Source organism: Acidithiobacillus sulfurivorans, assembly GCF_018853815.1.
GTDB classification, from domain to species: domain Bacteria; phylum Pseudomonadota; class Gammaproteobacteria; order Acidithiobacillales; family Acidithiobacillaceae; genus Acidithiobacillus; species Acidithiobacillus sulfurivorans.
Genome location: NZ_JAAOMP010000121.1, coordinates 93,866 through 110,603, shown reverse-complemented (window position 1 = coordinate 110,603; position 16,738 = coordinate 93,866). Strand labels below are relative to the sequence as shown.

At 56.0% G+C, this 16,738-nt stretch carries 19 protein-coding genes; 9 read left to right on the top strand and 10 right to left on the bottom strand.

Features of this window, described 5'->3' with window-relative positions; all coding sequences use genetic code 11:
* Positions 1-10: 10 nt before the first annotated feature.
* The 5 genes from tolR (at position 11) to HAP95_RS10925 (ending at position 3,480) form a co-directional block, all read left to right on the top strand.
* Positions 11-403 (top strand): protein TolR, encoded by a 393-nt coding sequence (gene tolR / locus HAP95_RS10945; RefSeq protein WP_264318848.1) that lies wholly within the window; start codon positions 11-13, stop codon positions 401-403.
* Positions 400-1,407: a cell envelope integrity protein TolA gene (tolA, locus tag HAP95_RS10940; protein ID WP_215884250.1), complete on the top strand. Its 1,008-nt coding sequence runs from the start codon at positions 400-402 to the stop codon at positions 1,405-1,407. The genes tolR and tolA overlap by 4 nt, the downstream gene beginning before the upstream one ends.
* A complete protein-coding gene (tolB, locus tag HAP95_RS10935) occupies positions 1,400-2,668 on the top strand; it encodes a Tol-Pal system beta propeller repeat protein TolB (RefSeq protein ID WP_215884249.1) in 1,269 nt (422 codons plus the stop codon). Before tolA ends, tolB begins: the two co-directional genes overlap by 8 nt.
* A 177-nt stretch (positions 2,669-2,845) precedes the next feature.
* A complete protein-coding gene (locus tag HAP95_RS10930) occupies positions 2,846-3,067 on the top strand; it encodes a type II toxin-antitoxin system Phd/YefM family antitoxin (protein ID WP_215884248.1) in 222 nt (73 codons plus the stop codon).
* Positions 3,067-3,480 carry a type II toxin-antitoxin system VapC family toxin gene (locus tag HAP95_RS10925; protein ID WP_215884247.1) on the top strand — a complete coding sequence of 138 codons (414 nt, stop codon included), beginning with the start codon at positions 3,067-3,069 and terminating at the stop codon, positions 3,478-3,480. The genes HAP95_RS10930 and HAP95_RS10925 overlap by 1 nt, the downstream gene beginning before the upstream one ends.
* A gap of 173 nt (positions 3,481-3,653) precedes the next feature.
* Here HAP95_RS10925 and queC read toward each other — a convergent pair whose 3' ends face one another.
* The 4 genes from queC to pal are packed head-to-tail and all read right to left on the bottom strand — an operon-like array spanning position 3,654 to position 6,418.
* Positions 3,654-4,334 (bottom strand): 7-cyano-7-deazaguanine synthase QueC, encoded by a 681-nt coding sequence (gene queC / locus HAP95_RS10920; protein ID WP_226832726.1) that lies wholly within the window; start codon positions 4,332-4,334, stop codon positions 3,654-3,656.
* A gap of 12 nt (positions 4,335-4,346) precedes the next feature.
* Positions 4,347-4,991, bottom strand: coding sequence for a 7-carboxy-7-deazaguanine synthase QueE (queE, locus tag HAP95_RS10915; RefSeq protein WP_215884245.1), 645 nt, complete (start codon positions 4,989-4,991; stop codon positions 4,347-4,349).
* 2 nt (positions 4,992-4,993) lie between these two features.
* Positions 4,994-5,818 carry a tol-pal system protein YbgF gene (ybgF, locus tag HAP95_RS10910; protein WP_215884244.1) on the bottom strand — a complete coding sequence of 275 codons (825 nt, stop codon included), beginning with the start codon at positions 5,816-5,818 and terminating at the stop codon, positions 4,994-4,996.
* Positions 5,819-5,839: 21 nt separating this feature from the next.
* The gene (pal, locus tag HAP95_RS10905; protein WP_215884243.1) at positions 5,840-6,418 is read right to left on the bottom strand and encodes a peptidoglycan-associated lipoprotein Pal; all 579 of its coding nucleotides are present in this window, start codon (positions 6,416-6,418) and stop codon (positions 5,840-5,842) included.
* A 167-nt stretch (positions 6,419-6,585) separates the two neighbouring features.
* Here pal and hemC point away from each other — a divergent pair, with 167 nt between their 5' ends.
* The 4 genes from hemC to HAP95_RS10885 are packed head-to-tail and all read left to right on the top strand — an operon-like array spanning position 6,586 to position 9,977.
* Positions 6,586-7,506 (top strand): hydroxymethylbilane synthase, encoded by a 921-nt coding sequence (gene hemC / locus HAP95_RS10900; RefSeq protein ID WP_215884242.1) that lies wholly within the window; start codon positions 6,586-6,588, stop codon positions 7,504-7,506.
* Positions 7,503-8,297: a uroporphyrinogen-III synthase gene (locus HAP95_RS10895; RefSeq protein WP_215884241.1), complete on the top strand. Its 795-nt coding sequence runs from the start codon at positions 7,503-7,505 to the stop codon at positions 8,295-8,297. The genes hemC and HAP95_RS10895 overlap by 4 nt, the downstream gene beginning before the upstream one ends.
* The gene (hemB, locus tag HAP95_RS10890) at positions 8,290-9,282 is read left to right on the top strand and encodes a porphobilinogen synthase (RefSeq protein ID WP_215884240.1); all 993 of its coding nucleotides are present in this window, start codon (positions 8,290-8,292) and stop codon (positions 9,280-9,282) included. The genes HAP95_RS10895 and hemB overlap by 8 nt, the downstream gene beginning before the upstream one ends.
* Positions 9,270-9,977, top strand: coding sequence for an energy transducer TonB (locus HAP95_RS10885; protein WP_215884239.1), 708 nt, complete (start codon positions 9,270-9,272; stop codon positions 9,975-9,977). Before hemB ends, HAP95_RS10885 begins: the two co-directional genes overlap by 13 nt.
* A gap of 2 nt (positions 9,978-9,979) precedes the next feature.
* On the opposite strand, the gene HAP95_RS10880 is transcribed toward HAP95_RS10885, so the two are convergent.
* The 6 genes from HAP95_RS10880 to HAP95_RS10855 are packed head-to-tail and all read right to left on the bottom strand — an operon-like array spanning position 9,980 to position 16,732.
* On the bottom strand, positions 9,980-11,296 hold the full coding sequence (locus HAP95_RS10880) for an MFS transporter (RefSeq protein WP_215884238.1): 1,317 nt from the start codon (positions 11,294-11,296) through the stop codon (positions 9,980-9,982).
* Positions 11,297-11,349: 53 nt separating this feature from the next.
* Entirely contained in the window at positions 11,350-12,219 is an 870-nt protein-coding gene (gene fghA / locus HAP95_RS10875) for an S-formylglutathione hydrolase (protein ID WP_303646380.1), read from the bottom strand.
* An 8-nt stretch (positions 12,220-12,227) separates the two neighbouring features.
* The gene (locus tag HAP95_RS10870; protein ID WP_215884237.1) at positions 12,228-13,337 is read right to left on the bottom strand and encodes an S-(hydroxymethyl)glutathione dehydrogenase/class III alcohol dehydrogenase; all 1,110 of its coding nucleotides are present in this window, start codon (positions 13,335-13,337) and stop codon (positions 12,228-12,230) included.
* A gap of 44 nt (positions 13,338-13,381) precedes the next feature.
* A complete protein-coding gene (gene fdhD / locus HAP95_RS10865; protein ID WP_215884236.1) occupies positions 13,382-14,227 on the bottom strand; it encodes a formate dehydrogenase accessory sulfurtransferase FdhD in 846 nt (281 codons plus the stop codon).
* Positions 14,206-14,475 carry a hypothetical protein gene (locus HAP95_RS10860; protein ID WP_215884235.1) on the bottom strand — a complete coding sequence of 90 codons (270 nt, stop codon included), beginning with the start codon at positions 14,473-14,475 and terminating at the stop codon, positions 14,206-14,208. The genes fdhD and HAP95_RS10860 overlap by 22 nt, the downstream gene beginning before the upstream one ends.
* The gene (locus HAP95_RS10855) at positions 14,465-16,732 is read right to left on the bottom strand and encodes an FdhF/YdeP family oxidoreductase (protein ID WP_215884234.1); all 2,268 of its coding nucleotides are present in this window, start codon (positions 16,730-16,732) and stop codon (positions 14,465-14,467) included. The genes HAP95_RS10860 and HAP95_RS10855 overlap by 11 nt, the downstream gene beginning before the upstream one ends.
* Positions 16,733-16,738 lie beyond the last annotated feature (6 nt).

Genomic DNA, 16,738 nt, shown 5'->3' with positions numbered 1-16,738 from the left:
AAGGCGTTTGATGGCGGAAATGAACGTCGTTCCCTATATCGACGTGACCTTGGTGTTGTTGGTGATTTTTATGCTCTCGGCTCCGCTCCTGACCCAAGGCGTGAATGTTAACCTGCCTAAGGGCGTCACTAAACCCGTCTCCGACAAAACCCCGCCGGTGCTGATTTCCGTAACGCGGCAAGGGACCATTTCCGTGCAGTTCAAAGACAGTCATAGTCCGGTGGCGCTGGATGATCTGGCTACGGATGTGCGCCATATTGCCGCTTCCAGTAACGGTCAGGTGCAGGTATTGGTAGGTGGTGATGCCCATGTGGATTATGGCAAGGTGATGGCCGTGATGGCACGGCTGCAGGAAGCCGGTATTTCCCATGTCGGCCTGCTGACCCGCCCGGAGGGCCATTGAAAGAGCGTCAGTCTTTTTGGCCTTTGCTTCTGGCCATTATTCTCAATGCGGCCATACTGTTTGCCTTGTTCTGGACTTTTCATGTGCAGGTGCCACCGAGTAGTGGCAATAAACCCATGCAAGCCCAACTGAGCAGCAGTATGCCTATGGCCGCCATGCCCGCACCTGCACCGGTTCCGCAACCGGCGCCTACCCCTCAGCCTGCACCCAAACCAGTGCCTAAACCGGAACCCAAACCTGTTCCCGTTCCCAAGCCAGCGCTCAAACCCGTTACGCCACCCCCGCCTACTGCAGCGCAAATTGCCGCTGAACAAGCGGTAAAGGCTGAAAAAGCAGCCAGACAGAAGGCGGCACAAATTGCGGCGGCACGCGCGGCGCAGGAAAAGCATGCCGAAGAGTTGGCTGCACGGCAAAAAGCCGCTCGGGAGGCCAAGGTGCAAGCGGCGGCAGCTGCTCAGGAGAAGGCTGCGGCCAGAAAGGCGACCCAGGAAAAAGCTGCTCAAGAAAAGGCCGCGCAACAGGCTGCGGCTAAAGCCGCCGAGGAAAAAGCAGCGGCGGCGCGCGCTGCAGAAGTCAAAAAACAACTGGCGGCCCAAGCGGCTGCTGCCGCACGCGCTAAAGCTTTGCAGCAGCGCATGGCCGAAGCAAAAGCCAAGTTGCAGGCTGAAGCCAACATGGCCGCTGCCCGCGCCCAGCAGGCTTCGGAAAATCAGCGGATGATCGGTATGCTGATAAACACCATAAAAACCCAGGTGTCGGAGCGTTGGGTTCCAGTGTCTTCTTCGGCCCTTGCTTGTGAAATACAGATACGACTTGGACCCCAGGGACAACTGTTAGGAACACCTGTTGTCGTTCGATCCAGTGGTGATGCCCACTTCGATCATTTGGTGATTGCTGCCGTGGAAGCCGCTGCGCCTTTTGTCCCTCCGATTGGTCTGCCTTATTCAGTCTTTAATACACCTATTAACCTCAAAATGAACGCGGAGGATCTCAATCATGGCTAAACGCTTATGGGCTTTGGCCCTGTTTCTGCTGGCTTCAGCATTTGTGTTGCCCGCCCAGGCCGCACTCACCGTAGAAATCACTAAAAGTGTGGCTTCGGCCCTGCCCATTGCCATACCTTCTTTTGGTCCAGGCGTGGCGGGACAGCCTTCAGTAGCCGCTGTGGTCCGCAATGATTTACGCCACAGTGGTTTGTTTCGGGTGATTGAGCCAGCGGGTTACCCCAGTGATCCCCGTGCCCCGGGAGCCGTCAAAGCTTCCGAATGGACTGCCGTAGGGGCTACCGGTCTTGCGGTGGGTTCGGTGCAGCCCCTGAATGGCGGTTATGCAGTCAGTGTCTATGTGTACAATGTCAGCACGGGACAGGAGTTGACGGCGCGGCGTTTCACTTGTTCGGCCGCTGAATTGCATATGACCGCGCATCACGTCGCCGATGTCATTTATCAGGCTTTCACCGGAAAACCCGGTCCCTTTGCCAGCCGTATTGCCTATGTGCGGCAGACGGGTAATACCTATGAATTGCTGGTGGCTGAATCAGATGGCTGGAATCCGCATCCCATTGTTCGGGGCATTATGCCGGTATTTTCGCCGGTCTGGTCACCCAACAACCACCGTCTGGCTTATGTTACCTACGCCAATGCCCGCGCCATTATTTACGTGCAGGATCTGGCGACGGGAAAACGCCAATCCATCGCTCCAGGTGGTGAAATTGTCAGTGCCCCGGCTTTTTCACCCAATAGTCAGGAAATTGCCTACGCACGCTCCTCGGGCGGTCATACCGAGCTGTATGTGACCAATCTGCAGACCGGACAGCGGCGTCAATTGACCAATGATGATGCCATCAATACTTCTCCTACCTGGTCACCCAATGGCAGTCAGATTGTGTTTGTTTCGGATCGCGCGGGTGGGCCGCAGATTTATGCCATGAATACCAATGGCGGCAACATTCATCGCCTGACTTACAGCGGCGGCTATAATGCCGGACCTGAGTACTCACCCACGGGAAATGCCATCGCCTTTATTCATCGCACGGATGGTGTTTATGCCTTGGCCGTGATGAATCCCAGCGGCGGCGACCTGCGGGTGCTGGATGCCCAGGGCAACTGCGATCATCCGAGTTTCGCGGGTAATGGTCAGATGATTTTGTATGGCACCCATCGGGGTGGCCGCAAGGTTCTGGCAGAAGTCAGTCTGGATGGAAAAACCATGGCCATATTGCACAGTGACGTCGGTCAGGACAGCCAGCCCGCCTGGTCACGGTAAGGGTTCGTTTAAGAACTAGCACACGCATCAGATATTCGCGAAACGGTTCAGCGTGAATATGACCAGGGCATACAGCGTCAGCGCCTGCCTGCCGGTGGACGTGATCGGCGTCTATGTGTTGTTGCTGGACGCTCTGTAATGTACACTTTGATGTACATCATCTAACGGGAGCACATCATGCCGGAAACCACCTTCACCGAATTACGCAACCACGCCAAGACCTGGTTCGATCTGGTCGAGAGCGGACAGACGGTGCGTGTATTGCGCAATGGCAAGCCTATTGCCGAAATCCACCCCATCCCGGCGCAACTGCCCTCCTGGAAGCAGCGTCCGGCACGCCCGCTGGCCATTGGCGGCAAGGAGATCAGCCGGCTCATCCTCGACGAGCGCGGAGACTGATGCGCGTCTATTTCGACTCATCGGCCTTTGCCAAGCGCTACATCGACGAAACCGGCACTGCGGACGTTCTGGCGTGGTGCGAACGGGCCAGCGAACTGGCGCTGTCGGTCATCGCGGTGCCTGAACTGATCTCCGCCTTCTGCCGCCTGCAACGCGAAGGCCGCCTGACGGACGCGCAATACCAGATCATCAAGCGCACCCTGATGCTCGACATCGCCGATGCGCTGATCTGCGATACCACGCCCCAGGTCATCCAGCACGCCGTCAAAGCTTTGGAAAACCACACGCTGCGCGGCATGGACGCCATCCACCTGGGTGCCGCCCTCGCCTGCACCGCCGAAGTGTTCATCTCGGCCGATGCCCGCCAATGTCGCGCCGCCGAGGCCTTCGGTCTGCAAGTGGGATCGCTGTGAAACACCAGCCGCGCCTTTCAGATCACAAGCCCGAGCAGGCCGCCTGACCGACAACCCGAGCGCCGTCTGCCTCGCCTCTGCCTGACACCCCACCCGCGTCGCGGTTACGGGCACTGCGGATGACGGGTACCAAGTCTTATTTGGAGACAACGTCAGCCACCCTACACTCCATCTTATTGATAAGGCGTAGGATCAGCAATTCCGGCGCTCAGGAATCCGGCGTGGCGCAGGCGGCAACTGTCGCAGCGGCCACAAGATCGACCCTGATCATCGAGCTGGTAACAGGAGCGGGTCAAACCGTAATCGACGCCTAACCGGGTTCCCAACTGGATGATTTCACTCTTGTCGAGATGCTGGAGAGGCGCGTGGATGCGTGGCCCTCTGGATTCGTCGCCGAGGCGTGTTGCCACCTGGGCCAGTTTCTCAAAGGCGCTGATAAATTCCGGGCGGCAGTCAGGATAACCGCTGTAATCCTGGCTGTTGACCCCGATGAAAATATCCTGGGCCCCGGTTACTTCGGCCAGGGCCAGAGCAAAAGATAAAAATATGGTGTTCCGCGCCGGGACATAGGTAATGGGAATGCCGGGGACGACACCACTTTCCGGTACGGCAAGCTGGGTATCGGTCAGCGCAGAACCGCCAAACGCGGCCAGATCAATATGCACGGTACGATGACTGGCCACCCCTATGGCCTGCGCCACCAGCCCGGCGTAATGCAGTTCCTGCTTGTGGCGTTGGCCATAATCAAAGGACATGGCATGAATGGTATAACCATCGCGACGCATCAGCGCCATGACCGTGGCGGAGTCGAGGCCGCCGGAAAGCAGCACAATGGCAGGTTTTGCTTCAATCATGTCTGGCACCATTCAGCGTCCCGGGACATCGCCCCAAATGAGTTTGTGCAGTTGAATCTGGAGGCGCACCGGAAGCTGGTCAGCGAGTATCCATTCGGCCAGGTCACGGAGCGGCATTTCTCCCTGGGAAGGGGAAAACAAAACCTCGCAGATCTGGCTCAGGTCTTTTCGGGCCAGAACTTCCTTGGCCCAGTCATAATCCCGGCGACTGCAAATGACGAACTTGATTTGATCCTGGGCATTCAGCCGGGCCAGGTTTTCCCAAAGGTTGCGGTCTGACTCGCCAGAATCCGGGGTTTTTAGGTCAAGCACCTTGATAACACGGGGGTCTACCGCTTCGACGGATAGGGCACCGCTGGTTTCCAGAAAAACTTCGTAGCCAGAATCGCAAAGCCGGGTCATGAGCGGCAACACATCCTGCTGGGCGAGAGGCTCGCCACCCGTAACGATGACCAGACGATTACCGCCTTCGCGCACTACATCCATGATGGCATCCAGAGTCTGCCATTCACCACCATGAAACGCATACGCCGTATCACAGTACTGACAACGCAGGGGGCAGCCGGTCAGCCGCACAAATGTTGCAAGACGGCCTACGCTGCGGGTCTCCCCTTGCAGACTATGAAAGATTTCAGTGATGCGAAGCCGTTCGTCCATCCTTACTGAGACGGCAAAGCCTGTAACTGTGCTTCCGCTTTTTGTGCTGACGGGGTGCTGGGATATTGTTTGAGGACCTTATTCAGGACCACGGTTGCCTGCTTCTTTTTGCCGATGGCTTGATAAATCTCGGCCATGCGTAACATGGCTTCGGGAGCCTTGCTGCTCTGACTAAAACGGGTAGGCACCACATAAAGGCTTTTCAGGGCCGCATCATTTTGTCCTAGTACGTACTGGGCTTGCCCTAACCAGTAATACGCATCCGGCACCAGACTGCTTTGTGGATATTTCTGGATGAAACCCTGCAGGCCGGTGACGGCATCACCATATTTACCCTGACGCAGAAAATTGAAGGCATGCTGATAATCAGCTTGTCCCAGTCCTTGAATGGACGGTGCGGAAGCATTGCTGGCTGCGCTGGTCACCGCTGCAGCAGGCGTGCTGACTGCAGAAGTGCTGGTCAGCACGCTGCTGGTGCTGGCGGTTATGCCGGTTGCTGGAGTAGCTACTGCAAGTTGTGCGGCCAGAGCCTGCACCTTACTTGCCGTAGCTTGCTGTTCTGTCTGCAGGTCATGGGTTTTGGTGTCTACTTCCCCACGCAGATTGCGAACCTCCTGCTCCAGACGTTGCGTACGTTGAAGCAGGTTGGCCAGAGCGCTTTGTGAGCCTTTATCCGCTTGCTGAACCGCAACGAGACTGCTCAACTCGCCCTGCATGACCGCCATTTGCTGTTGAAGCTGGAGGACCCGGTCACTCGTGGATTCTGCCTGGGCAAACGGACTCAGGCACAATAACGGAAGAACAGGCAGTAATTGCCAGCGTTTCATCAACATATACTCCTTGGCTGTTTAGCCGTTGTAGCCACCACTATACACAAAATCAACGCGGCGATTTTTTGCCCAGCACTCGGCATCGTTGGTGGTGCAGAGGGGGTTATCCTTGCCAAAGCTCACGGTGCTGATGCGGGCGGCGTTGACACCCTGAGCTTCCAGGAACTGTTTGACGGTTTCTGCGCGGCGTTCACCGAGGGCCAGATTGTATTCCTGGGTGCCCCGGTCATCGGTATTACCTTCGAGGCGGACCTTGACATGGGAGTGATTGACCATGAACTGGGCGTTCTGGGTGGCAATTTGCTGGGCATGGGCATCCATGTTTTCACTGTTGAAGCCGAAATGTACACGCAATTGCTGTGGCAAGGCAGCCAGTTCAGCAGCCGTCAGGCCACTGTTGCCGCCGCCGATGGGGCCATTGGCGTTCAGGTCCTGGCCATTGACGCCTTCGCCATTGTAACCTGCGGTGGCAGCGGAATTGACAGGGGCTACAGCACCCACAGTGCTGGGCTTGCCACTACCTACATTATGGGCGCAGCCCGTCAGTGCCAGGGCACCAGTCATTGCAACGGCTATCCAGATTTGATGATAACGCATGTTTTCGAGCTCCTGTTAAATTTGCAGCGATTGTATCTTGTAGTTAAAGAGTATTTCAATGTTATTTGCTGCTTTGCTCAAACATCATTATCCTTGACGGGAAAAGTTGCCCTGCCAAGGGGTCTAGCTCCTGCTTTTTTGTGTGATTCCAGGATGATTATCCCGCCATGATGCCGCTTATTCGAATTGGTACCCGCGCCAGTCCTCTCGCTGTCTGGCAGGCTGAGCATGTCCGCGATGCCCTGCATGCCGCCCATCCAGATACTCAGGTGGAAATCATCCGCATGAGCACCAGTGGGGACATGCTGCTGGACGCTCCCTTACATTCCCTGGGTGGTAAAGGGCTGTTCGTCAAGGAAATCGAAGAAGCGTTACTGGCGCGTCAGGTGGATATTGCCGTGCATTCCATGAAGGATGTGCCGGCTCTGCAGCCGAAGGGCCTGGAAATTGCGGCCATCATGGCGCGGGAGGATGTCCGCGATGCCTTCGTCAGCAACACCGTCGTTCATCCTGAGGATCTTGCGCCGGGCGCCAGAGTGGGGAGTTCCAGCTTGCGGCGCTGCGCACAATTATTGCAAAAATATCCGCAACTACAGGTGGATGATGTACGGGGTAATGTGGCTACCCGGCTGCGCAAGCTGGACGAAGGTCAATATTCGGCGATTATCCTGGCTGTGGCGGGTCTGAAACGTTTGCAGCTTCACGAGCGGATTACCTACGCTATTCCGGTTGAGCAGTCCTTGCCCGCAGTGGGGCAGGGCGCGGTAGGCATTGAAATCCGCACAGACGATATAGCAACAAGGGAGTTATTACAGCCCTTGATTGATCAGTCTACCTGGCAGTGTGTGTTGGCGGAGCGCAGTATGAACCGGATTCTGGGTGGAGATTGTCGTTTACCGGTTGCGGCACTGGCAGAATGGCAGGAACAAAAGCTGTTCCTGCGTGGGCTGGTAGCCAGTCCTGATGGTTCCCGCCTGCTGCGGGCAGAAGCCAGTGGTACTGATCCGGTGGCGCTGGGCCAGGAGGTGGCTGACCAGCTACTGGCCCAGGGTGCTGCCGCAATTATCAAGGAAATTCAAACATTATGAGTAGTGGATTACTACAGAACAAAGGTGTGGTGGTTACCCGTCCCCGCGAGCAGGCAGGAGATCTGGTGGATGCTCTGAAAGCTGCTGCTGCGCGGCCGATTCTGTTTCCGGCAGTACAAATTGAAGCGCCGGAAAACTGGCAGTCTCTGGATGACGCCCTGCACCGGCTGGATACATTCGACTGGGTGATTTTTACCAGCCGCAATGCCGTGGCTTTTGCCCTGAGTCGTCTGCAAAGCCGGAATTTAATCTGGCCACAGGGTCCGCGCGTAGCGGCGGTGGGGCGAGAAACCGCCAAGGCCCTTCGGGAATTTGGCCTGCAAGTGGATCTGGTGCCCACAAAGTTCAGCTCCGAAGGCTTGCTCAACAGTACTGAACTGGCGGAAATGCAAGCCCGCCACGTTGCCCTTTTTGTCGGGGATCAGGGTCGGGAATTGCTGGAAAAGGTGCTGGGCGAACGTGGCGCGCAAGTGGACAAGGTCTTGTGTTATCGCCGCACCCTGCCGGGTGCCAATCCAACGCCTCTCCTGCACGCCTGGGCCCGTGGTGAACTGGATGCCGTTACCCTGACCAGTCCCGAAATTTTCAATAACTTTTATCAAATGATTGGCGGGCTCGGTCAGCGCTGGTTGAAAAATACACCCCTGATTGCCATCAGCCCGCTCACCGCAGAAGCCATTACTGCGGTGGGTTTACCGGAACCCTGGGTAGCTGAAGAAGCCAGTACCGAAGGGATTATGGCGGCCCTGGAAGTCTGGGCAAAAAGCCGGGAGCAAGTTGCTGATGTCTAGAAATAGTCTTTCCTTACGACATTCTCCCCGACGTTTGCGCCGCCATCCGGCCATGCGCGCCATGCTGCAGGAAAATCAGCTGACTCCAGCGGATTTCATCCTGCCGATTTTCCTGGTGGAAGGAAAAGGGATCCGCAGCGATATTATTTCCATGCCCGGGGTATTCCGCCATAGTATTGATTCAGCCCTAAAGCTTTGCGGGGAAGCGGTCTCCCGAGGTATTTCGGCGGTTTTGTTGTTTGGTGTGATTGCTGAAGGATGCAAGGATGCTTGCGGCTCTGCCTCCTGGGATAGCGAGGGTTTGGTGCAAAAAGCTACCCGCGCCATCCGCGCTGCCTACCCCGATCTGCTGGTCATAGCAGACGCCTGTTTTTGTGAATACACCGATCATGGCCATTGCGGTATGCTCAATACCGAAGGGGACCGGGATGATAACGCGACCCTGGAAAATCTGCAGCGTCAGGCACTTTCCTATGCCGAGGCGGGTGTGCATGTGGTGGCACCATCGGGCATGGTGGATGGCATGGTGACGGCCATCCGTGAGGCCCTGGATGCTGCCTGTCATTCCGAGGTCAGTATTTTGTCTTATGCGGTCAAGTATGCCAGTGCCTATTACGGCCCTTTCCGGGATGCGGCCGACAGCGCCCCCCAGTTTGGAGATCGTCGCGCCTATCAGATGGATCCAGGCAACCGCCGCGAAGCTTTCCGCGAACTGGATCTGGATATTGCTGAAGGTTGCGACATGGTCATGGTCAAGCCCGCCATGCCTTATCTGGATCTGGTGCGGGATTTGCGCGAGCGTTGTGATCTGCCGGTGCTGACTTATCAGGTGTCAGGAGAATACAGCATGTTGCAGGCAGCCGCGCGGGCGGGATGGCTGGATTTACAGCGCAGCGTGCTGGAATCTTTACTGGGCATGAAACGCGCCGGGGCAGACGCCATTATTACTTATTACGCCCTGGATGCGGCGGAATGGCTGGAGTAAAAGCGTCCTCATCAAATCCTGGTCGTGATCTGCGCCAGAGAAAATGGGACAGCTTACTCGAAGATGGGTTATTCCGCCTGCGCTGGTATGGTGCAGTAGGCATTACCGCCATTGGCCGGATTTTCCGCTTGCGCGCCAGTGACATGGACCAGTTGTTTCCCTGGTTGTTGTTTTCGTTATTTATCAATTTGTTGGTCTGGATGTATCTGTTATTGGGTCTGGCTGCACCGCTGGCCAAAAAAAATCCGGTTACCTCGTTGGTAGAAATTTCCCTGACTCCCACTTTTCATCAGCCCCGGATCAGTGCCCCGGCAGATCCGCGCGTGTCGCGTCCACAGGCGGATGTGGACGCCGTGACGCGTAAGGCGATGCCAGCTGTTTCCTCGGCAGAGCGCCAGGCTGCCTATAACTTCTATCTGAAAAACTGGGAAGGACGCATCATGGCGCTCGCCCAGAAAAAGCTGTTTGCGCCGGGGCATGGGCCGCTGCCGCAAGGTCGGGTGGTCGTGGCAGTGACCATTGCTCCAAATGGACAATTGTTGGAAATTTCCATGTTGCAGGGCTCACGCAATATGGCCCTGGTAGAAGCCGTGGAAACCCTTATTCGCGCTGCGGCACCTTTTGCAGCCTTGCCGGCTCTGTGGCAATCCCCGCCTACGCCTTTGCGTATTGTCCGCACCTGGAGTTTTGAGTAGCTTCAGTTTTTAGCCGGTAGGTTTTCCAGTTCCTCCAGGCTTTTCATACGCGATTCCACGCCATAAATCAGGGTGGCCAGCAAGCCGAGCAGGGCAACAACCGACATAAATACCAGCACCAGAGGAATCCCCCAGCTTTTTTCAAAAATCGGAAATAGTACGGCGGAAATGAAGGCCCCGAGCCGCGACAGGGCCGTTGCCAGACCAGCGGCGCTGGCCCGCAACTCGGTGGGGAATATTTCCACTGCCAGAGCAAATACGGTGACGCCGGGACCAATGCCCACCCCAAAAGAATATACGGCAGCGGCCAGGTATACGCCCATAATCCAATGATTCCAGGAGCAGAGCGCGAATACGGCCAGTCCCAGGGACATCAGGCCAAAACCGGCACTTTGCAGGGGAATGCGCCCCCAGCGATCCAGCCGGGAGAGAATGAAAATAATCCCGAGGGCCGAAATGATCAGAAAAGCGGCGTTGATGGCTGCTGCAGCGGCATTACTGCTGGCCAGACCATTATCACGCAGTACCATAGGGAAATAGAGACCTATTCCGAGGCCGACCACGTCCAGACAAAACCAGGGGAAAACGCTGAGAAAAAGGCGTCGCAACCAGGCCTTACGAAGCAGAATGCGCCACGATTGACGCTGAATCTGAAAACTTTCGAGTTCGGCTTGCCGCTGTGCTTGCGAATAAGCTGGCTGTAGCTGCTCCAGGGCTTCCTCCGCCTGCTGATACTGCCCTTTGCGTATCAGCCAGCGCGGCGATTCCGGCAAGCCACGGCGAAGCCAGAGCAAGGCCAGGGCGGGGACGATGGCGCTGCCCAGCATCCAGCGCCAGGAATCGGGTCCGGTGGATAGCAGCGCCCAGCCGACAAGGGTGGAGAGCAGTGCGCCTACATACCAGGCCAGATTGACCCGGGCAAAGCGGTTTCCCCGTTGCGCCGACTGGCTGTATTCGGCAACGATGGTGGCCACCAGTGGGTAGTCGAGGCCAATGGCGAGGCCGGTAATAAATCGGCCCGCAAAAAGGGCTGCGGTATCCGGACTGAAAGCACTGATCAAGGCCCCCAGCACATAAAGAAAAATGTTGGGAAAAAGCAGCCGGCGGCGACCAAAACGATCCGTGAAAAATCCACCAAATAATCCGCCGATCAAGGAGCCCAGCAGGGCCATGGCCATGAGAATGCCGGTTTCCGTCGCTTGCAGATGCCAGGCACTGCTCAGCGGCAGCAGAACCACCGCCATGATGCTGAGGTCATAGCCATCCAACAGCATCCCCAACATGGCTGCACCCAACGCATGCCCGCGACGGTCAGCCATCGGCTAAAGGCTCTGCATGGTAAGGACTAGGCCCGTTGTGCGGGCCCCGGAAATCAGTCATGAGCAGGTGATCTGGGTACAGCGCCCAGATGGCGAGCATGGAAATTCAGATGTTCTCCGATGAAGCTGCTGATGAAAAAATAGCTGTGATCATAGGTTTCATGCCAGCGCAGGGTGATTTGCGGGTCATTCAGAGCCTCCAGATATTCGGTTTTCAGCTCTGCCTCCAGAAAGGGATCGGCACGTCCCTGATCTATCAGGATGGGTGGGTGCTGTTGGCCCGAACTTTTGAGGAGTTCCAGACTGTCATAAGCCAGCCATTGCCGGGTATCGTCACCGAGGTAGCGACTGAAGGCTTTTTGTCCCCAGGGCGTCTGACTGGGGGCGGATACCGGGGCGAAGGCCGACAGGGACTGATACTGCCCGGGTCGTCGTAATCCGCAGGCCAGAGCCCCGTGACCACCCATGGAGTGCCCGCAAATGCCCTGGACGCCTGCGCTCATGGGAAAATTCCGGGCAATGAGGGCGGGAAGTTCTTCGGTTACATAGGAAAACATCTGGTAGTGAGCCTGCCAGGGCGCTTGCGTCGCGTCCAGATAAAATCCGGCACCGCTGCCGAAGTCCCAGTCATCATTTTCTCCTGCAATTCCGGTATTACGGGGGCTGGTATCGGGGGCTACCAGGATAAGGCCCAGTTCTGCCGCATAGCGCTGAGCTCCCGCCTTGATCATGAAGGTTTCTTCGCTGCAGGTCAGTCCGGCAAGAAAAGTCAGCACCGGAAGCTTCTCCCCTGGTTGATGCGGGGGGATGAAAATCGCAAAACGCATGGGTCCCTGACAGTGCCGGGATGGATGTTCATAGCGCGCCATGCGCCCGGCAAAGCAGGCATGCGATTCGAGGATCTCCAGTTCTTGAGCGGGCATGAAATACCTCAGAAAGTCAGCACGGTGCGGATGGATTTACCTTCGTGCATCAAATCAAAGGCGGTATTGATGGATTCCAGTGGCAGGGTATGGGTGATCATCTCATCAATCCGGATTTTACCTTCCATATACCAGTCGACAATTTTGGGCACGTCCGTACGACCTTTGGCTCCGCCAAAAGCAGAGCCGCGCCAGTTACGTCCAGTCACCAGCTGGAAGGGGCGCGTGCTGATTTCCTGGCCAGCCCCGGCGACGCCAATGATAATGCTGGTTCCCCAGCCCTTGTGGCAACATTCCAGAGCCTGACGCATCAACGTGGTGTTACCAATGCATTCAAAGCTGTAGTCTGCTCCGCCTTTGGTGAGGTTGACCAGATAAGGGACCAGATCCTCTTCTACCTCTTTGGGATTGACGAAATGCGTCATCCCGAATTCTTCGGCCAAAGCTTTTTTGGAGGGATTGATATCCACGCCGATGATCATGTCGGCTCCCGCCAGGCGGGCACCCTGCACGACGTTGAGGCCAATACCACCCAAACCAAAAACCACCACCTTGTCGCCAGGGCGCACCTTGGCCGTATAAATCACCGCGCCAATACCCGTAGTTACGCCGCAGCCGATATAGCAAACCTTGTCAAAGGGTGCATCCTCGCGAATTTTGGCCAGGGCAATTTCCGGGAGCACGGTGTATTGCGCGAAAGTGCTGGTTCCCATGTAATGGTATAGAGGCTTGCCCTGACTGGAAAAACGGCTGCTGCCATCAGGCATCAAGCCTTTACCCTGAGTTTCACGAATGGCCTGACATAAATTGGTTTTACCACTCAGGCAATATTCGCATTCCCGGCACTCCGGGGTATAAAGGGGAATAACATGATCTCCGGGTTTCAGAGAGCGCACGCCCGCGCCCACTTCAACCACCACGCCTGCACCTTCATGACCAAGAATGGTAGGAAACAGTCCTTCCGGATCCATGCCGGAAAGTGTGTAGGCATCGGTATGGCAAACCCCGGTCGCCTTGATTTCCACCAGCACTTCCCCGGCGCGGGGACCATCCAGCTGAACAGTCTCGACGACGAGGGGTTGATTGGCGCCATAGGCGACAGCGGCACGTACATCCATAAGGTGATCTCCTGAAAGTTGGCGAACAAAACACAGCTTAACCGCTAATCACAAAGCGGGGAAAGTGCGGGCATCCAATCCTTCTGGATACGTTCGGAGTGAGCATACAAAGTCATGCGATCATCGCGGGCGTAACCAATCAGGGTTACTCCGTGGCTTTCAGCCAGCTCGATGGCGAGACTGCTGACTCCGGAAATGGCTGCAATCACCGGAATGCCAAAGCCAATGGCCTTGAGCACAATTTCAAAACTCAGACGCGAGGAAATTCCCAGCACATTGATTTCGCCGGGCATCAGTCCTTGCTGAATGGCCGCACCAATACCCTTATCCACAGCATTATGGCGACCAATATCTTCGCGCACCAGATAATCCCGGTGATAGCCGAGAATGGCTGCATGGGCCGTGCCGGTACTGTGATTCAGCGCCTGTTGCTCCTGCATATGTACCATGAGGGTGCGGATGGATGCCGGATGGCAGCAATAACGGCTTTCCAGTGCTGCAAAGGGAACCAGTCCCGCCAAGAGCGGCGTCCCGCACAAGCCGCAGGCGCTTCCGCCAAGGACGTGGCGACGCTTTTGTTGCGCGCGTTCTGCCGCTTCTGCCGTGAGCTGGAGGTAGATGGCCCATGCACCATTTTCGGTCACCCACTCCCAGGTGATAATTTCCTCAGGGCCGTGAATAATGGCTTCGCTCCACAAAAAACCCATAAAGAAATCATCCAGGTGTTCGGGCGTTACCATCATCACTGCATAAGCCTGACCATTAATGACAATGGAGACTGCGCGTTCTTCAAGGACCGCTTCCTGGTGGGCAACCGGTAATCCCTTTCCGGTCAGCAGGGTCGCTGCCGACCAGCCGATGCCCGCACCTAATTCGCCATTGATGCGCATAAATCCTTTCCTTTCTGGGTAAGAAGGATCACGGTGCGACCACGTTGTTCGCTTTGGGTCAGATAACCCATACCCCCCCAGCTTTCATTTTCACCAAGCAGTAACAATAGACGTTCCAGTTGGCTACGCCGCAAATTCATCTGTTTGCCTATTTTTGCCAGAGAAATGACCGGTTCATGACACAGTGCCTGCAGCAGGGCGATGACCAGGTCTTCCGTGGCTGATTCTGGAGCAGACTCAGTCGTCACGCTTGGTCACCGCGTGAAAGGTCACCCGAATGGATTTGGAAGTCGGGGTGTTTGCCCGGTCTGCGTGACTGGACAGAGGCACCAGTACATTCAGTTCGGGATAGTAGCCCGCCACACAGGAGCGGGGAATATCATAGGGCAGCAGGCGAAAACTCCGGGCAACGCGCTCACCGTCAGTCCAGTGCGAAATAATATCCACCAGCGTATTTTCGGCAAAACCCAATTCCGCTATATCTTCCGGATGCATGAAGCAAATATTGCGGGCACCTGATACGCCCCGGTAGCGATCTTCGTATCCATAAATGGTGGTGTTGTATTGATCATGACTACGAATAGTCATCAGATTGAAAACCTGCTCTGAACTTTTGGGAACAAAGCGGTCTTCGGTAATGCTATGCAGTGGCTGGGCAATAAACTGAGCCTTGCCCGATGGGGTCGTCCAGCGCCGGGAGCGTGGCGGCAGATCGAGATGAAATCCTCTGGGTTGATGGACCCGGGCATTGAAGTCCTCAAAACCCGCAACCACCCGTGAGATGCGGTCGCGAATCCGATCGTAATCCTCTACCAGGGCGCGCCATGGGGTTTTACTGTCGGGCAAAGTGGCTTCAGCCAGTTCGGCGATAATGGCACATTCGGATTTCAGTTGGGACGATGCCGGTGCCCGCATTCCCTGGGAAATGTGTACCATGCTCATGGAATCCTCAACGGTAATGCCCTGGGGCTGACCATTTTGAATGTCTATTTCTGTTCGACCCAGACAAGGAAGAATCAGGGCGTTTTTTCCATGGACCACATGAGAGCGATTGAGTTTGGTGGTTACATGCACGGTCAGTTCACAATGACGCAAGGCTTCATGTACGCGCTGGGTATCCGGGGTGGCATTGGCAAAATTGCCGCCCATCCCGAAAAACATCTTGGCCTCGCCTTTTTCCAGGGCGGCAATACTGCCAATGACGTCATGGCCGGGTTCTCGCGGTGGCTCAAAACCAAACTCCTTGCCCAGACGATCCAGAAAATCGGCAGCGGGACGCTCCCAGATCCCCATGGTGCGATCGCCCTGAACATTGCTGTGTCCGCGAATGGGGCAAGCTCCAGCTCCTGGCTTACCCATATTCCCTTTCAGCAGGAGCACATTGACCAGCATCTGAATGGTAGCCACGGCATGCTTGTGTTGGGTGATGCCCATTCCCCAGGTGATGATGCTGGCTTTGCCCGAATCATAAATTTTACCAATTTCCATAAACTCGGCATGGCTGAGACCGCTCTCTGACTCAATTTCTGCCCAGGAGGTATCCAGGGCAATTTTTTTCAGGGTATTAAAGCCTTCGGTATGGGTGTCAATAAAATCCTCATCCAGAGAGCCTTGCTCCAACAGATAACGCACTATACCAAGGGCAATGGCGTAGTCGCCGCCAATGCGGGGCTGATAGTAATGGGTGGCGATTTCTGTCCCATGATTGGTGAGCATCTCGCCGGGATCCTGAGGGTTTACAAAACGCTGCAGGCCGCGTTCCCGAAGCGGGTTAAAAACCAGAATCCGGCAGCCACGTTTGGCCGCATCCCGCAAGGTGCCCAGCATACGCGGATGATTGGTGCCGGGATTATGACCAAAGAGGAGCAGTGTATCGGCGTGGTCAAAGTCTTCCAGGGTGACGGTACCTTTGCCAATACCAATAGATTCAGGCATTCCGAGACTGGTCGGTTCGTGACACATGTTGGAGCAGTCCGGCATGTTGTTGGTACCAAATTCACGGACAAAAAGCTGATAAAGAAAGGCGGCTTCGTTGGAGGTTCTGCCGGAAGTATAAAAAATAGCCTGGTGGGGGGATTCGAGTGCCTGCAGGTGATGGGCTATCTGGGCAAATGCATGCTCCCAGGAAACGGGTTGATAATGGTCGCTGGCTGCATCGTACATCATCGGTTCCGTCAGGCGGCCGAATTCTTCCAGATCATAATCACTTTGCTGGGCAAGCCAGCTCACGGAATGCCGGGCAAATAAATCGGCTGTTACGCGTTTGCTGGTGGCTTCGGCAGCGACCGCCTTGACGCCGTTTTCACAGAATTCAAAAGTGGAGTGGGCATCGGGGTCGGGCCAGGCGCAGCCCGGACAATCAAAACCTTCGGCCTGATTGGACTTCAGCAACAGGGCAGTTCCTTCCGAGAGAATACCTTGCTGGCGCAGGCTCTGCATGGAAGCACGAAGCGCCCCCCAGCCTCCCGCTGGTTGACGATAAGGACGAAATTTCAGCTCAGACATGATTTT

What these genes read in the sequence shown, in the direction of transcription:
- tolR (WP_264318848.1), top strand. Translation starts at nt 11, where the DNA reads ATGGCGGAAATGAACGTCGTTCCCTATATCGACGTGACCTTGGTGTTG.
- tolB (WP_215884249.1), top strand. Translation starts at nt 1,400, where the DNA reads ATGGCTAAACGCTTATGGGCTTTGGCCCTGTTTCTGCTGGCTTCAGCA.
- HAP95_RS10930 (WP_215884248.1), top strand. Translation starts at nt 2,846, where the DNA reads ATGCCGGAAACCACCTTCACCGAATTACGCAACCACGCCAAGACCTGG.
- HAP95_RS10925 (WP_215884247.1), top strand. Translation starts at nt 3,067, where the DNA reads ATGCGCGTCTATTTCGACTCATCGGCCTTTGCCAAGCGCTACATCGAC.
- queC (WP_226832726.1), bottom strand. Translation starts at nt 4,334, where the DNA reads ATGATTGAAGCAAAACCTGCCATTGTGCTGCTTTCCGGCGGCCTCGAC.
- queE (WP_215884245.1), bottom strand. Translation starts at nt 4,991, where the DNA reads ATGGACGAACGGCTTCGCATCACTGAAATCTTTCATAGTCTGCAAGGG.
- ybgF (WP_215884244.1), bottom strand. Translation starts at nt 5,818, where the DNA reads ATGAAACGCTGGCAATTACTGCCTGTTCTTCCGTTATTGTGCCTGAGT.
- pal (WP_215884243.1), bottom strand. Translation starts at nt 6,418, where the DNA reads ATGCGTTATCATCAAATCTGGATAGCCGTTGCAATGACTGGTGCCCTG.
- hemC (WP_215884242.1), top strand. Translation starts at nt 6,586, where the DNA reads ATGATGCCGCTTATTCGAATTGGTACCCGCGCCAGTCCTCTCGCTGTC.
- HAP95_RS10895 (WP_215884241.1), top strand. Translation starts at nt 7,503, where the DNA reads ATGAGTAGTGGATTACTACAGAACAAAGGTGTGGTGGTTACCCGTCCC.
- hemB (WP_215884240.1), top strand. Translation starts at nt 8,290, where the DNA reads ATGTCTAGAAATAGTCTTTCCTTACGACATTCTCCCCGACGTTTGCGC.
- HAP95_RS10885 (WP_215884239.1), top strand. Translation starts at nt 9,270, where the DNA reads ATGGCTGGAGTAAAAGCGTCCTCATCAAATCCTGGTCGTGATCTGCGC.
- HAP95_RS10880 (WP_215884238.1), bottom strand. Translation starts at nt 11,296, where the DNA reads ATGGCTGACCGTCGCGGGCATGCGTTGGGTGCAGCCATGTTGGGGATG.
- fghA (WP_303646380.1), bottom strand. Translation starts at nt 12,219, where the DNA reads ATGCCCGCTCAAGAACTGGAGATCCTCGAATCGCATGCCTGCTTTGCC.
- HAP95_RS10870 (WP_215884237.1), bottom strand. Translation starts at nt 13,337, where the DNA reads ATGGATGTACGTGCCGCTGTCGCCTATGGCGCCAATCAACCCCTCGTC.
- fdhD (WP_215884236.1), bottom strand. Translation starts at nt 14,227, where the DNA reads ATGCGCATCAATGGCGAATTAGGTGCGGGCATCGGCTGGTCGGCAGCG.
- HAP95_RS10855 (WP_215884234.1), bottom strand. Translation starts at nt 16,732, where the DNA reads ATGTCTGAGCTGAAATTTCGTCCTTATCGTCAACCAGCGGGAGGCTGG.